6 protein-coding genes are annotated in these 15,013 nt (G+C 37.7%); all 6 read left to right on the top strand.

The features are described from left to right. The first annotated feature begins 81 nt into the window (after nucleotides 1-81). Entirely contained in the window at nucleotides 82-6,033 is a 5,952-nt protein-coding gene (locus AC6CHR_RS05790; RefSeq protein ID WP_498247585.1) for an LPxTATN C-terminal sorting signal domain, read from the top strand. 357 nt (nucleotides 6,034-6,390) lie between these two features. Further along, complete coding sequence (locus tag AC6CHR_RS05795) at nucleotides 6,391-7,098, top strand: M48 family metallopeptidase (protein WP_498247586.1); 708 nt, start codon at nucleotides 6,391-6,393, stop codon at nucleotides 7,096-7,098. Nucleotides 7,099-7,231: 133 nt separating this feature from the next. Continuing rightward, a complete protein-coding gene (locus tag AC6CHR_RS05800; protein WP_498247587.1) occupies nucleotides 7,232-8,305 on the top strand; it encodes a Wadjet anti-phage system protein JetD domain-containing protein in 1,074 nt (357 codons plus the stop codon). Next, nucleotides 8,296-9,804 (top strand): hypothetical protein, encoded by a 1,509-nt coding sequence (locus tag AC6CHR_RS05805; RefSeq protein WP_498247589.1) that lies wholly within the window; start codon nucleotides 8,296-8,298, stop codon nucleotides 9,802-9,804. The genes AC6CHR_RS05800 and AC6CHR_RS05805 overlap by 10 nt, the downstream gene beginning before the upstream one ends. A gap of 2 nt (nucleotides 9,805-9,806) precedes the next feature. Further along, a complete protein-coding gene (locus AC6CHR_RS05810; protein ID WP_498247590.1) occupies nucleotides 9,807-10,553 on the top strand; it encodes a DUF6063 family protein in 747 nt (248 codons plus the stop codon). Beyond that, nucleotides 10,531-14,994, top strand: coding sequence for a coiled-coil domain-containing protein (locus tag AC6CHR_RS05815; protein WP_498247591.1), 4,464 nt, complete (start codon nucleotides 10,531-10,533; stop codon nucleotides 14,992-14,994). Before AC6CHR_RS05810 ends, AC6CHR_RS05815 begins: the two co-directional genes overlap by 23 nt. Nucleotides 14,995-15,013: the final 19 nt, after the last annotated feature.

The following is a 15,013-nucleotide window of genomic DNA, read 5'->3' on the forward strand; positions in this document are numbered from 1 at the left end:
ATAAGGGTCTTTGGAACTGATTCTTGTTATAATTTGACGCCAAATAAAAGACAGACTTATAGAGTCAGAGAGAGGAAAAAGATGAAACGAGTATTTTCTATTATTTTATGTTTGGTTATTTTATTAAATCCATTTGCACATAGTACCAGCGTACTTGCTAATACGATTAAACTTGCCACCGAAGCGAATCCAATGCCGGTATTGTTTACAGAAGTGTATCCCAATGATAAATCCAATGCCCAGATTGAAGGGGCGGGGGATAATGATTTATATGAATTCATCGAAATTTATAATCAAAATGATAGTGAGTTGGATTTTAATAGTCTTTATAAAATTAGATATGATTATCTTACCAATGTAAAAGATATGAGTGTAACAGCAGTGGATGACCCAACAAATGTTGAAACTGTTATTCCGGCGAATAGCCCTGCAGTGTTATGGGTGGAGCGTACAAGTTCTAAAATTACTGGTCCGGCAGCGGAAGTAACAGAAGTAGATTTCAGGGCTTATCATAACATTCCTGCCGAAGTTCCCGTCTTTAAATTACGCGGTCAAGACGGCTTGAATAATGTGGATAGAGGTTTTTATATTACAAAAAAAGAGGATAATAATGATGTGATTAGTCATATTCATTATACAAGTGAAGATGTTGGAGATGGCTTAAGTTATCATTCGAAGATCCCACAAAAGGGCCTTAAAGTGGAAAGTTTTGAAAAAAAAGGGAAACCAACTACAGGAGATGTCAATAAAGAACAACTGATTCCGACCGTGGTGAATAATGAACCGACAATTGTTCACAATTCTGTTGAGTCAATCGAAGAAGGATCGGACTTAACAGTAACAGCAATGGTTGAAGATGCAGAAGGAGACTCGCTAACTGGTAAACTATTTTATCGCCATGGAGAGTTAGAAGAGTATAAAGGTGTCGACATGATAGCCGATAAGGACGGATATTCCTATCGTATTCCAGCTACAGAAATAGTTGGAGAATCCGTTCAATATTATATTACTTTCAATGATGGGCTATCATTAGTCCAATCTGATTCCTTTGAAGTAGCAATCGTTCCAACCAAGCAAGAAGGAGCTCCAGAAGAACCAATAGAAGAACCAATAGAAGAACCAATAGAAGAACCAATAGAAGAACCATCAGAAGAAAATGCTAGATCGATCTTTTTTACAGAAGTATACCCAAACGATAAAGACAATAGTGACATCACAGGGGCAGGAGCGAATGATTTATTTGAATTTGTAGAAATATACAACCATGGTGATGAGGAACTCGATTTTAATGGTAAGTATAAAATTCGCTATGACTGGCGAACTGGAACGAAAGATTTGGCTGTAACAGCCACGAATGATGCAAGTGATGGAAATATAAAGATTCCGGCAAACAGTCCAGCGGTCCTATGGATAGAACGAACACACGAGTCGATTACAGATGATGCTGCAAAGTTAACAGAAGCCGATTTTAGAGCGTATCATAACATCCCTGCTGAAGTGCCGGTATTTATGGTTCGTAACCAAGATGGAGTACCTAACAGCAGTGATCGAAGCTTCTATATCACAATGAAAGAGGATCTAAACAAGATTATTAGTGAAATCAGATATACTGGTGACGATGTTTCTGATGGGATGAGTCTTCATACGCGTGTTCCACAAGAGGGAGTTACCGCTGATGCTTATCTTCGAAAAGAAGTACCAACCCCTGGTGTAGTTGCACCAGAGCAGCTTGTCGCTTCAACAAATACAAAGCCGGTTATTAGCCATAGCCCAGTTGCTTCTGTTAAACCAAGTACAGATTTAACTGTAGAAGCAATGGTGGATGATGTGGATGGCGATAAACTAGAGGTGAAGTTATTTTACCGTTTTAACCCATACGGTGAATTTACTGAAACAGGAATGGAATCTGGCAAAAATTCAACCTATAACTATGGTATTGCTGCTGACTCTATTACTCCAGGTGTGATCCATTACTATATTGAAGCAAGTGATAGTGAGTCAACGGTTCAATCAGAAATCTATGAAATCAATGTAAATGCTCCTGAGGATAGTGGGCAACCGGAAATTTTAATTACCGAAATGACGCCAAACCCTGCAGGTGACTATCGCAAGGGTAGCGGAAATCAATATGAGTTCATGGAGATTTACAATAACTCTGATGAAGAATTGAATTTGAAGGGATATTCCCTTTTCTATCTGTATCCTAGTAGTACCACCGCACCAAAAAAATGGACAATAACCGAAGATACGGCTATAGAACCGTATAGTGCGGGAATCATCTGGTTTGCCAAGGAAGCTGTTACGGCTGGTTATACAACAGCAGATGATTTCAATACACATTACAATTCTAACGTCGCGGAGAATGAGATTGTTTTTTATGATAATAAAAATTCTGCTGACTTTAACTTGCCTAACTCTTTGCAGCGCGGGTTAGCCATTTCAAGTACAGGTAGCTTAGACGATATGATTGTTGAAGCTTGGTATGATCCATCAAGTGTTGGCAGCCCAGATCGAATGATTAATGATATTCGGAATAGTGCAGTATTATTCCAGTATCCTGAATCCGGTAAATCAATGAAGCGCATCGAAACAAGACCATTTTCGAATCCTGGTAGCATTGATGAGGGGCAAGTTCCAGAAGTTGCTGGAAAAGATGTTGTTGCTCCAATGATTAAGCATGATCAACCGTTCTACCAAATGCAAGCAAGTACTGACAATAAAATAACGATAACAAGCTCTGAAAAGTTAGCAAAAGCTGAACTTGTTTATGGAACAGCTGAAAATCTGTTGACCGATTTTACCAATCGTTTTGAAATGAAGATTAAGGAACAAATAGATGGTCAATACGTGTATGAAGTGAATTTGAATATTAATGACTTGGGTGCTTATCGTTATATGGTCATTGCTGAAGATGAGAGCGGCAATGTAACGAATGTTCCTTATAATTCACGTGGAAACCAAATCACGGTCATTGAAGGAGAAATTGGAACGGAACTACCTGAGGTCGGTTTATCCTTAAAGGACGGCGATATGGTTAGCGGCAAGGTTGGTTTATACGCATATGGCGAAAACGCAAGTGATTCCATGATAATGTCCTTTAATGGTGAGGAACTTGCAACAACTCCTGCATTACCAGGTAAGGCGGAATTAGGTTTCCAAGCTGGAGGTATTGACTATATTTATCAGGCCTCTGCAAGTGCAAAAAATCCTGCTGGGGAACGAGAATACTTTACTAGAATTTTACCAAGTTATGTAGATGGGGCATGGTACAACTATGAGATGTCACCTGGATATTTTATTTCTGATAGCATTGTCTCGATTCATTCAGGTGGTGAAAATGTTCCTTATGATCTAGATACCCATGAAGAGCATTTTAATAAAACCAATTTTGATGATTTTGAAGTTATCAATGTTCATCTTGTTTTACCAGATGGAACTACGATAAAACCTGAAAAAGTTCGTAACTATTTAGGGAATTTACAGCAAACGGAAATCCCTTATCAAGAAAATGTATACTATGTGTTAGGAGACGGTAGTGCACCAACTAATACAAACTTTACGAAGCCAATGAAAAGTGATTTTATTTTTACGATTCCAGATGAGAAATTGACTGCTAAGTATGCTGAAATAGATACGATGGCTTTAGCAGATGGACCTTATGAACTCAAGCTGAATCAAGATGACGTTGAGGCAGATGTTGCTACGGTCACTGTTGATAATACTGATCCTGTGATTGAGGGGATTTCTTATTCGAATGGGACAATGGTAACTGACGGAGCACAATTGAAAGGCGACTTCACCTTTGATGTAGAAGCAAACGATAATATGACGGGTCTAGATAAAATTGAAGCAACACTTGATGGTGATACTATTACATTTCCGTATGAAACATCTTCTGCACAATTGGCAGTGGGGGAGCATGAATTACATGTGAATGTTTATGATGGTGCTGGGAATTCATCATCGTATTCGGTGGATTTTTCAATTGGTACTGAAATACCTAATCAGCCATCTGGAGTTTCTCCATCAGACTTTGGTGAAGTTGTTTCTGAGAAAGTAACTCTTGAAGCGAGTGTTACCGATCCAAGTGAAGATAAACTGAATGTCCATTTCTACGAAGGAAGCAAGTATGACTTTGCAGGTGGGGAAGGAATAGATGGATTTAGCAATGTTGCTGACAGAGAACCTCCGTTAACAGTAGTATCTGAAGGTGAAACGTTGATTTCTGAGGCTGATCAAGCCAAACTTGCTTATGAAGATGGACAATACCTAGTAAATGATTCGACGATGGGCTTCCCATATCAACGGTTTGAAGTCACTGTTGAAGAAGAATTAACCGAAGGAGATACCGTTGAACTTTATTGGAAAGGGAAAACCTTCCCAAATCGTAAGGTTACACTATATGCGTGGGACAATAGGGAAGAAAAATGGATGGCTTTAAAATCTGAAACAGGCGATTCTGCTGAAAGCGAAATCGTTCTTACAGCTGAGGTAGATAAGGCTAAATATATTAAAGATGGTAAAATTCAAGCAATGGTTCAGGATGAAGTGAAAAATGCAAATGATCCATTTAAGATACTCTGGTTTACTGATACTCAGTATTATGCGGAATCGTATCAGTATATTTGGGATGGTTTAGGTGATTGGATCGTCGACGAATACAATAACGGAGAGTTTGAGTATGCCATTCACTCCGGGGACCTTGTTAATGTTGCGAATAGTGATGAGCAATGGGCTGTCACGGATCGTAATTTACAAAAGCTAGATAACGCTGGGGTACCATACGGTGTGCTTGCTGGGAATCATGATGCGATAATTGATGGAATCGATTATTCTTATTACCATAAATGGGTTGGAGAAGATCGTTATGAAACGAATCCATGGTATGGTGGATCCATGGATAATAACAGAAACCATTATGATCTAGTATCATTTGGAGGCCATGATTTCATTGTTCTCTACCTTGGTTTTGGTCTGGAGGATACACCAGAATCAATTGCCTGGGCAAATGAAGCCTTACAAAAACATTCGGACCGTAACGCGATTTTAGTCATGCACGCGTATTTAGAATACAGTGCAACCTTATCGAAAATGTCGCAAAATGTGTACGATCAAATCATTGTGCCAAATGAGAATGTAAAAATGGTCATGGGTGGTCATTACCATGGTGTCGCAACACGCGTTTCTGAAATTCCAAATAAAGATGGATCGACTCGGAAAGTGCTTGAAATGCTTGCGGATTACCAAGGCGGACCGAACGGTGGAGATGGATATGTACGTTACTTAACCTTTAATCCAGTCGATGAAAGTGTAAGTATTGAAACTTATTCGCCAATTTTAGATGACTATAATTTCTTTGATGAAGAAGGCGTGGATAGCTTCACAGCTGACTATCAATTAATGGATATCAATAAGCGTGTAGCTACTGATTACTTCAGTGTGAATGTATATTCTGATCAGTTAATTGGTGTTGACGAAGCGGTGGTATCAGGTGATATCGCTACTACCGAGTGGACAGGCTTACAGCCAAATGACACGTACTTTTGGTATATGGACATTACCGATGAAATTGGAGCTACGAGAACATCTAATATCTTCCGTTTTCATACAGGTGATTTCGAGTCCTCCGAAGGTGAAATTCCGGGAAAAGACGAAGATGAGGAACAGGAAGAACCTGATGAAGACAACGGAAATGGACATGGAAACAATAACGGAAACAACAACAATGGCAATAACAACAGTAATAACAATAGCAATGGTAAAAATAATAGTAAAGACAACGGTACGAACAAAAGTAACAAGAATGGTACCAACCAAATCAATAATAATACCAACAATAAAAATGTAGAGAATGAAGATGATGAGGATAACACTTATCTTGTAGATTCGAACAACAAGTTTCTACCAGATACTGCAACCAACTTGTTCAATTGGTTTGTTGTTGGGGTCATGTTAATCTTAACAGGGATTGTCATCCATTTAGAAAGAAAATCAAGGCAAAGTACTGTTATTACTATGAGACTATTAGATTAGTTAGGTCGGGATTATACTCTTTTGAACTTTATAACAGAGAAAGGTAAAGTCTATTCGCTTTATAGCGGAAAGGTTTTACCTTTTCTGTTTGAACTAGGCTGAATTGTTCTTTGATGGGAAGGATTTATTAGGACGATTTGTTTAATAATCAAGTTACAAATCTACATAGAATAGATTCTGGATTCATGGTACATTAGTACTTTGGGTGGAAAATAACATTCTCTGCAAAAACACCATTTAAGAAAAAAGAGAAAAAGAACGATAAAATATATGGAGATGAATTCGACAGGAATTTCTAAAAATAACGAGTAAATAAACACAAGGGATAAGGGCATTAAGGGTCCTACAGGTGATAACATGATACATACCTACTCAGGTAAGACAATTCGTTTTGACATAAAGTACAAAAATAGAACTTCCATAGGGATTTCGATAGATAGCAATGGGAATGTTGAAGTCCAGGCTCCGAAAGGGACAGCTGATGAAAGAGTACTTCAGTTAATAGAGGAAAAGTGGGACCTCATTCAGGAAAAAGCAGCAGAAATGAATGATAGATTGAAGGGACCACAAGAAAAGATTTATGAGCAAGGCGGAAACTTTCTATATTTAGGAAACGCCTATCCGATAAAGATTTTCCAAGATGTAAGTGTAACGCAAGACCATGTTGTATTTGAAGGAGAAATACTACACGTCCATGTAAAGCAGCTTAATGATGAAAAAATAAAACAAGCATTAAAACGTTTTTATTACCAGCAGTGTAAAACAGTCGTAGAGAAAAGTATCTCTTCATATCAACATAACTTCAAAACAAAACCACGATCAATCCGTATTTCTGACAGTAAAAGGACATGGGGAACCTGTGATTCAAAACAACAATTAACATTTAATTGGAGGTTGTCCATGGCACCACGTGAGATCATTGACTATGTAGTTGTTCACGAAATGTGTCACATGGTCCATATGAATCACGATCGATCCTTTTGGCGCCTTGTTGGACATATTATGCCTGACTACAAAGAAAAAGAAAACTGGTTGGCATTATCAAGTTGGAAAATGACTGTATAAACTTCGTTGGTGCCTGTCACTTTTGCACGTAGGCAAAAGTGACAGGCACCTCTTTTAAGTTTATAATATTAATATAATGATGGCCAAATTGGGTAGTAGGATCTATACCAGAGAATGAAGAGAATGTAAGTAGGTGGGTACAATCGATATCATTGAAACAAGGGTGAGAGGTTTTATTGGAGATATTCAACACCCTAAACAAAAAAAGAAAATAAATAGTAACGATTTAGAACATCAGTTACGCAAGCTTTTGGATGATTATTATGAAATGGACGGTTATTCGTTGTTTTATCATGCAATTGAAAGATTGCAAGCTGAAGGACAACTGATCCCTATTCAAAATAATCAATACAATGGAAAAACACCAGCGCTTGCCTTATATTACTGGGTGAATATAAAAGTTCAGGAAGCAAAATGGGATCGTCTCGAGATGATGAAATTAAGTGATCAGTTTGATTTTTCCTTTTATGAACGTCATCCACAATGGCAAACGAAAGAGGAATGGACGCGAATCCAAAATGTATATACGTTTCTTCATTCAGATGAGGAACGGGAAATCGTATCTGTCGAGGAAAGAAGCCTGGAGCTCTTTGGACAAGAAAAGTTCTTACTAGACAGTGATCTCTTTCCTGAAGGAAAAGGTTTTTTAGCTAGAGTTAAGATACCAGAAGAGCAACTTAAAATGGTCAACTATGGGGAGCCTTTTGTGTTTTGGATGAAACAGGGCAAAGAAATAAACGATATTCAGCGGGTACTGATCGTTGAAAATCTATCTTTCTTCCATACTTCTATTAAATTATTGGAAGCAGGACTACTTGATTATGAACCTGAACTGATTATATATGGTGAAGGGACTAAAATTGAACGGAGCTTTTCCTTTTTCTTCGGAATGTTTCCGCCAAAATCCTATCTTTTCTATTACGCAGGAGATCTTGATGCCGCAGGATATGGGATTGTCATTCGCCTTATTGAAAAATACCCGGATTGCTGTATTCAGCCTGCTTTAAAAATATACCGCAAAATGCTTGAGTGTATGGAACAAAAGAATAACCAGAAAATCGGTCAAACACAAAACATAAAATACTTAGATATATTCTGTCAATGGTTTACTGAAGATGAGCAAGTATTATTACGGCAATTGTGGCAGGAAAATAAGCGGATCCCACAAGAAGTCTTAACAATCGAAACTTGGAGGAGATGGATGTGAACGAATCATGGGAAGGATTCGCCCAGCGAATGCAACGATTAAATCCACTGTTTGAGCTTGGGAGGGGAATGGAAGTCGGTGAGCTGAAACCTCATATCCAAACCATTCTCATGCAAGTGCTCCTCACTATTTTTTACAGAGAATTAAATGATGATGATCATAGACGCAAATCCGATATCAACCATATGGTGCAGGATTCCATTAAACAAATGAAACTTTTAGCAGACGATAAGCAAATTGAACGGATTACGAGTGGGCTTTTATATCAAGGAAAAGAAGAGTTTAGTAAACCGTTTGAAGCTTTATACTACGATGAAATCAGACAATCTTGGGAGATTCAGGTCTTCCGATATGTCACAATGGATGAATTATATACGAATTTAGAGATGGGCGGATCTATAATTTATAAACTCACAGATGTTGCTCAGGAAATGATTTTTATGAGCAGGGAAATGGCTGAGGAATTCTCGATCACGATTGAACAACTCTATAGTTTGCAGTTAATTAAAAATGGTAATTTTAGAAAAGCTATACGAAACCTCGATCACCTCATTTCACGAGTAAACCGCTTAATGGCAAATGAATTCACCTTTCAAAAGGAAATGATTAATAATCCCAAAATCTTATTGGTTGAAGAGGAAATGCAAAGGGCAGACAATCGTGTAGAAATTGAAACGCAATTTGAAGAAGAAAAAAATCACTTTCGTACAATCACTAGTATGATAGATAAAACGAAACGAAGAAATGAAGAAGATGATTATATTCAGAAAGAATTGATGCTTCTCCAAGAAAAAATTGGCCATACAAGGCAATTACATGATCGGTTTGCTAAGCTAGTCATTCAGAATATTTCATATGAGATGAAATTAAAAGCGGAAAACCCTTCATTGTTTTGGGAAAACAGTCTAGTTTCATTTCGAGAGCATTTTTATGAAAATTGGTTTATGAAGCAAGGAGTTCATCGTATGACGGAACTAGAAAGAGTCCTATCTCCATTATTTTCACCGAAGAATGAATTTATTTTACCACTTGATTGGATTTGGGGAGAGCAAGAATTCGATGAAAATCATGAGATGAATCCGGTAATTGAAGAAGAGGTAGAAGAAGGCATTACGATGCAGCGGGTGACGAATTGGGATTCTGTTATTAAGGCATGGAGTTATGTTTTTCAATATTTACAAACATACAAACAGTTTTCGTTAGCGGATTTAGCGGATCTGTCATTAGAGGTGCAGGATCTATGGTTTGAGGAATCTGAATCGATTGATTTATGGATGATGTTTGATAAAAAGCCACTGAAGATTCAAGTCTTACATCGGAAGGAAGAAACATTTAGTGATGAGAGGGAAATTCTCCTTTATAAATTAATGATGGAATATCCGCAATTTCAAGTGTTTGAAGGCATGAAGATTTTTACCGATTTTGATCATCGAGCAGAGCCTATTCTATGGCAACGAATGAAAATGACCCCTTTTAAACTATGTGTAGAGGAGGATTAAGGATGAATGCAGAAACGATCAAAAAAGCATCAGCTATCTATTTTTCGTTAGTTAAGGATAAAGTGATCGACGAAAATAGTGAGCATTTCCAGACGTATTTTGATCCGGAAGTGAGACAGACGGTTCTTTTATTAGCAGACGAATCAGGTACATACATCATTGAATCACCTAAACGCATTCAATTAGTTGTCCAGCCAACAGGCTCCGTCTTTGCTACGAATTTTACCCACATGAAAGAAAAGCATAAGCAAATCGAAAATAAAAAACATTTTCATCTTATTAGTGTAGTTATTATGTCTTTTTTAGCATCAATAGACCGTAATCAGGCTGCGAAGGTCCGTACGAAACGGGAAGGAATTAGCTATTATGCATTAGAACGGCATATTAACGACCTCATTGTGAATTGGGAAAGCATACTTAAAGCGAAACCTAGCTTCGGAGAAGAAGAAAGAATTGATATGACGGATGTTGTGACAACATGGAAGTACATGGAGGTTGATACTGAAGATTATGGGATGAAAAAAGGTAATAGACGAACGAGAATTGGTTTAATTGCAAGTGCAATGCGTTTATTAGAGACGGAGGGTTTGATCGTTATTCTTGATCGCGACGATATTCCCAAGGTGATTCCAAAACAAGAGCTTTTTGAGCGAATTGAATACCTGTATCACGACTATGACCGGTATGAAATGTTTAAGAAAATGATGACAACAGAGGAGGATGAGCATGCCGAAAATCCATCGAATTAGAATTGTTGGCCTGAAATATGATGGCATGCAAAAGCAATATAAAGATACAACATTTCATTTCCATAACGAAGAGACATCAACAAATGGCCTCATTGCGATGATGAATGGCGGAGGTAAAGGTGTATTCCTTCAAACGATCTTCCAAATACTCAAACCAGGAACCGCGTGGGGAAAACAAAACAATCGTTATTACCAACAGTTCTTTTTTAATAATAAAGAGCAATTTATTCCATATACCTTTCATGTTGTCATTCAATGGGAATTGGACGGTGCTGACCGTAGGCATCTGATAACTGGAGGGATGTTCTCAGCCGAACAGCGGATTTCGATGAGTGAAGAAAGTGGAAATGACAGCAAAACACTAGAACAAGAAGCAAAGATCCTTCCTAATATTAGCTTTTATACAAGAGAATATGAAAGGAATGAAGAAGCAGCGCTTGAACATATTCCACTCTATGAAAATGATGAAGTGGCTGAAACGGAAAGCTTGAAGGATTATTTAAAATGGAATGGATATGACGTTTACCGAGATACGAAAAAACATTATCGCATCCTTGATACATATGGAATTAACCGTAAAGACTGGGATATTATGAAGGACATCAATAAAGATGAAGGCGGGGTTGGGAAATACTTTGAGGGAGCAGAAGATGATCATTCTCTGTTCCAAAAACGAATCATCCCCACTGTTAGTCAAGTCTTGCATCGAACCGAACATCAAAAGAATGATTTGGTGGAGATTTTTAAGAGCCAGGCAAGTATTGCCAAGGACCTACCTGTACTTTTAAAAAGAGAGCAAGCACATAAAGAGTTTTTAGAAGACATTGTTCCATTTGAAGAGCACTTAGCAAAAGGAGTCGAGCATAAGGAAATTGTCGAAGAAAGTACAAAGCTAGGAAGACAATTTCTTGGAGCATTAGAGCATTTAAAGCAATCGGAAGCAGAAACGATCCTGATGTTAGAAAAGGATATTGAGAAATTAACGCTAAAGCAAGCTGATTTACGCTATCAAAAAGACAACTTAGAATATGCAAAAGCGCATAGAGAGGTTTTGGATTGGGAAAAGAAATTAGATGAAGAAAAGAAAAAGCATACATCTTTAGAAGAGTTCGTTCAAGGGAAACAGGAACGAAAAGAAGAGCTTTCTTTTCAGCTATTATTGAAAGAGTGGAGTGAAAACGAACAAACCATTCGCTCTCTTTCACAGCAGATTATCACGCTGGAACAAAATAGTGGCTTAGAGCAAGTGAATCAAAGAATGGACGAAATCAAAAAGGAAGCAGCAACTGAATGGGAGCATTCCTTTCAATCGATACAAGAAGCTGTTAAGCAGTATGCGGGGTATCAAAAGTTCTTAAAGAAAAAAGCAACTGAGCTGTCCAGACAAGATAAACAAAAGACAAAAGACATTGCTCAGCTTAGTACGGAAATTGACTTTTTATATACACAAATGCATAGCTTTGAATCAAAGGAAGCAACGCTTATTAAAAAGTTTGGTGACCGCTTAACCTATGATTTAAAGGGGTTTATCGAGAGTCTCTCTAAACAAATTGAAGACAAAAAGGCTAAATTAGTAGAACTGCAAGAAAAAGAGAAACAATCTAGTGAACGGCAAAATCAACTGGCGAATTCACGTGGTACACTCGGCCAATCGATTCAGTTTTCAGAAGAAAAGTGTGAAGAACTAAAGGCAGCCAATGAAGAGAAAAAGCAACGAGAGGCAAAACTTGCAGATAAGCTTCATGGTTTATTAGATGATGTATCAGAGCCATTTACTCACTCACTCTTATCGAAATATGCCATACAGATAGAAGAAATAGTGGGTCTAAATCTGCAACAAGGTGAACAACTTAAAAAAGAACTTTGGGAAACACAACTAGACCACTCTTTAAATGACGAGCATTTCTGGATTCCGAATAAAGATGTGAAAGAATTAAAGGAATCGATCGATGAGAAGACTGGTATTGATGTGTTTTACGGAACTCAATTTCTTCAATCATTAAGCATGGAAGAGATGGCGAATTACCTTGTCACATATCCGCTTTTACCATACGGATTAGTCGTAAGTCAGCATCAATGGCAAAAAATTAATCAACAGGTTTTAGCAGGGAGAATGTTTAAAAGTCCTGTTCCGATTTTCTTGCGTGAGGATATGAACAAGGAAAATAAGCAACCATCCTTAGTGATGATTCATGGCACGGAGAAAGAGCTAGTAACGGAGAAAAATCAATTCACCAACTGGAAAATACAAATTGCTAAACAAATAGAAGAAAAGAAAGATACTCTGATTGAAATTGAAAAAACAGAAACCTCTTTACGACGTATGTTAAAAGAAATCGATCGATTTTTAGCTGGTGAGCTTTCTAGTGATATTGAAAAGGCGATTAATCAGGAACAGAATGTCCTTAATACGAAGAAAACTCAATTACAGGACATGATCACACAAGAGGAAAAAGAAAAAGAATTACTGCTTCAGCTAAAAGAAGAGTTAGAGAATACGAAGCAAGAGGTCGAAAAGCTTTCAAAAGATGTTGAAACGTTAGTGGATCTTGAGCGAGAAAGAACGCTTCATCAAGAAAATAAACGGGTGAAACTAGAAAAAGAGAAACATAAAGAAGCATTGAGCATAGAGCAGCAAGAAATAAACATCGAGCACCAAACGAACGTTGACCTGCAAAACAAATGGAATCAAACGTATTTCGAATGGAAACTTACAATCGAACAACATATAAAGGAAATTGCCTTTTTTATAGAAGAAGCGACCTTTCCTCCTGATGAAAAAGCAGATCTGTATGAAGAGGTTCCGCGTTTATCCCTACAAATAGTAGAAGAGCTAAATGGAAGCATTGATGAGCTAAAACAGCTGCAAAAATCAAAAGAAGAACAATCCAGAGAATTACTCGTGATTCAGGCGAAAAAAGAAAGCGAACAAAAACAGCAAAAGAAATTAGAGAAAAAACTCAATACTCATAATAAGGATTGGAATCAAGCACAAGAACCCGATGAACCTATTAGTATATTAGAAAATATGTTGCAAACAGCACAGAAAGAAATGAAAACTGCGGAAAAAGAAGAACGGGAACAAGGAACGGCTGTAACCGTAGCTGAAACGTCCTTCAAGCACGCGACCGAACAGCGTGAAAAGTTAGCAAAGAAAGTGGTCAAGCATGAAAAGCAACCTGAAGAATGGGAGACACTCGATCTAGAAGTAAAGGCCGTAGAAATAAAAGACGTAACGAAAATAACAAAAGAGGAAAGTAAGAATACTGAGAAGCACTTAAAAGAAACAGAAACGAATATAACTGGTTATGAAGGCGATTTGTTAACCTTGTCTGTTATCCTAAAGGAGGAAGCTGCAGCATTTACTGAGCAGGATATCGAAAAAATAAAGAGTCAAGGGAAAGCCTGTATTCTCTCCTGGTGTGAAAAACATCAAGCTATTCAGGAAGAAGGACAAGAGAAACACGCGAAAATCGAACAATCTCTGCGTAATGTAAAGCTCACAATTGAAGGGAAAGATTGGGAGATTCGTTTTAAAAATGAAGTATTAACAACGCTAGACCATATGGACACAAGACATTATACACATATTCAAAGTGTTGTGAAAAATATGAAACGTTTTTCACAAAGTGGTTTGGAACAATTAGAACGCGATAAAGAAAGAGCAGAAAAGGCACAAAACTTCTGGGCAAGCCGTGCTAGCATGAAAGTGATGAGCATTTCAGAGGCGATTCGTTCAATGATTGCGAAAATGAAAGTGAAAAATGAACGAGGATCCTTTCCGTTGGTCCAGCTAAAAGAGGATATCTTACCGAAAAAGGCTGAAGATATTGAGCCACTTCTAAAGCAGCATTTTGTAACGGCCATTAACAAAATCACCAAACAATTTGATTTGATTGATGATCAAAATCGAGCCTTAGACCAAGAAATAAACCAACTGATAAGTGATGAGCAAATTTTATTTGTATCACTTCGTAACCGATATCCTGAGCTACTCGTTTATAATATGCGAACAGATAATGCCTTCATGTACGGGAAACCGCAAAGAGAGCATTATTCAACCTGGCAGACAATTAATCAAGGCTCTAAAACAAAATCCGATGGTAGTGGAGGACAAAAGCTATCAGCGCGAATGGTCATGATGATGATGCTATTATCGGTCAAAAGCGAAACAGATCATAGTTGGGTTCCATTAGTCTGTGATAATCCGTTCGGACAAGCAGCATCAGCTCATGTCCTTGACCCGATCTTCGCAGTAGCCGAAAAGCTGAAGTTCCAATTCATTGTCGTCACTCCTCCCGAACTTGTGAAAACGGAAATCAGCCAAAGGTTTGAGTCCTATTATAAATTGGACTTCATTCGTGAAAATGGCAAAGAAATTGTTTCGGACACTATTGTTCCAGCCTTTCGGATTTACCAAGGAGAGGAAGTTGTTCAATAAGGGATTATACTGATAAAGT

The sequence above is a fragment of the Metabacillus sp. GQ13 genome (genome assembly GCF_059758525.1).

Coding starts and splice junctions, on each gene's coding strand:
- AC6CHR_RS05790 (WP_498247585.1), top strand. CDS start 82: ATGAAACGAGTATTTTCTATTATTTTATGTTTGGTTATTTTATTAAAT.
- AC6CHR_RS05795 (WP_498247586.1), top strand. CDS start 6,391: ATGATACATACCTACTCAGGTAAGACAATTCGTTTTGACATAAAGTAC.
- AC6CHR_RS05805 (WP_498247589.1), top strand. CDS start 8,296: ATGGATGTGAACGAATCATGGGAAGGATTCGCCCAGCGAATGCAACGA.
- AC6CHR_RS05810 (WP_498247590.1), top strand. CDS start 9,807: ATGAATGCAGAAACGATCAAAAAAGCATCAGCTATCTATTTTTCGTTA.
- AC6CHR_RS05815 (WP_498247591.1), top strand. CDS start 10,531: ATGCCGAAAATCCATCGAATTAGAATTGTTGGCCTGAAATATGATGGC.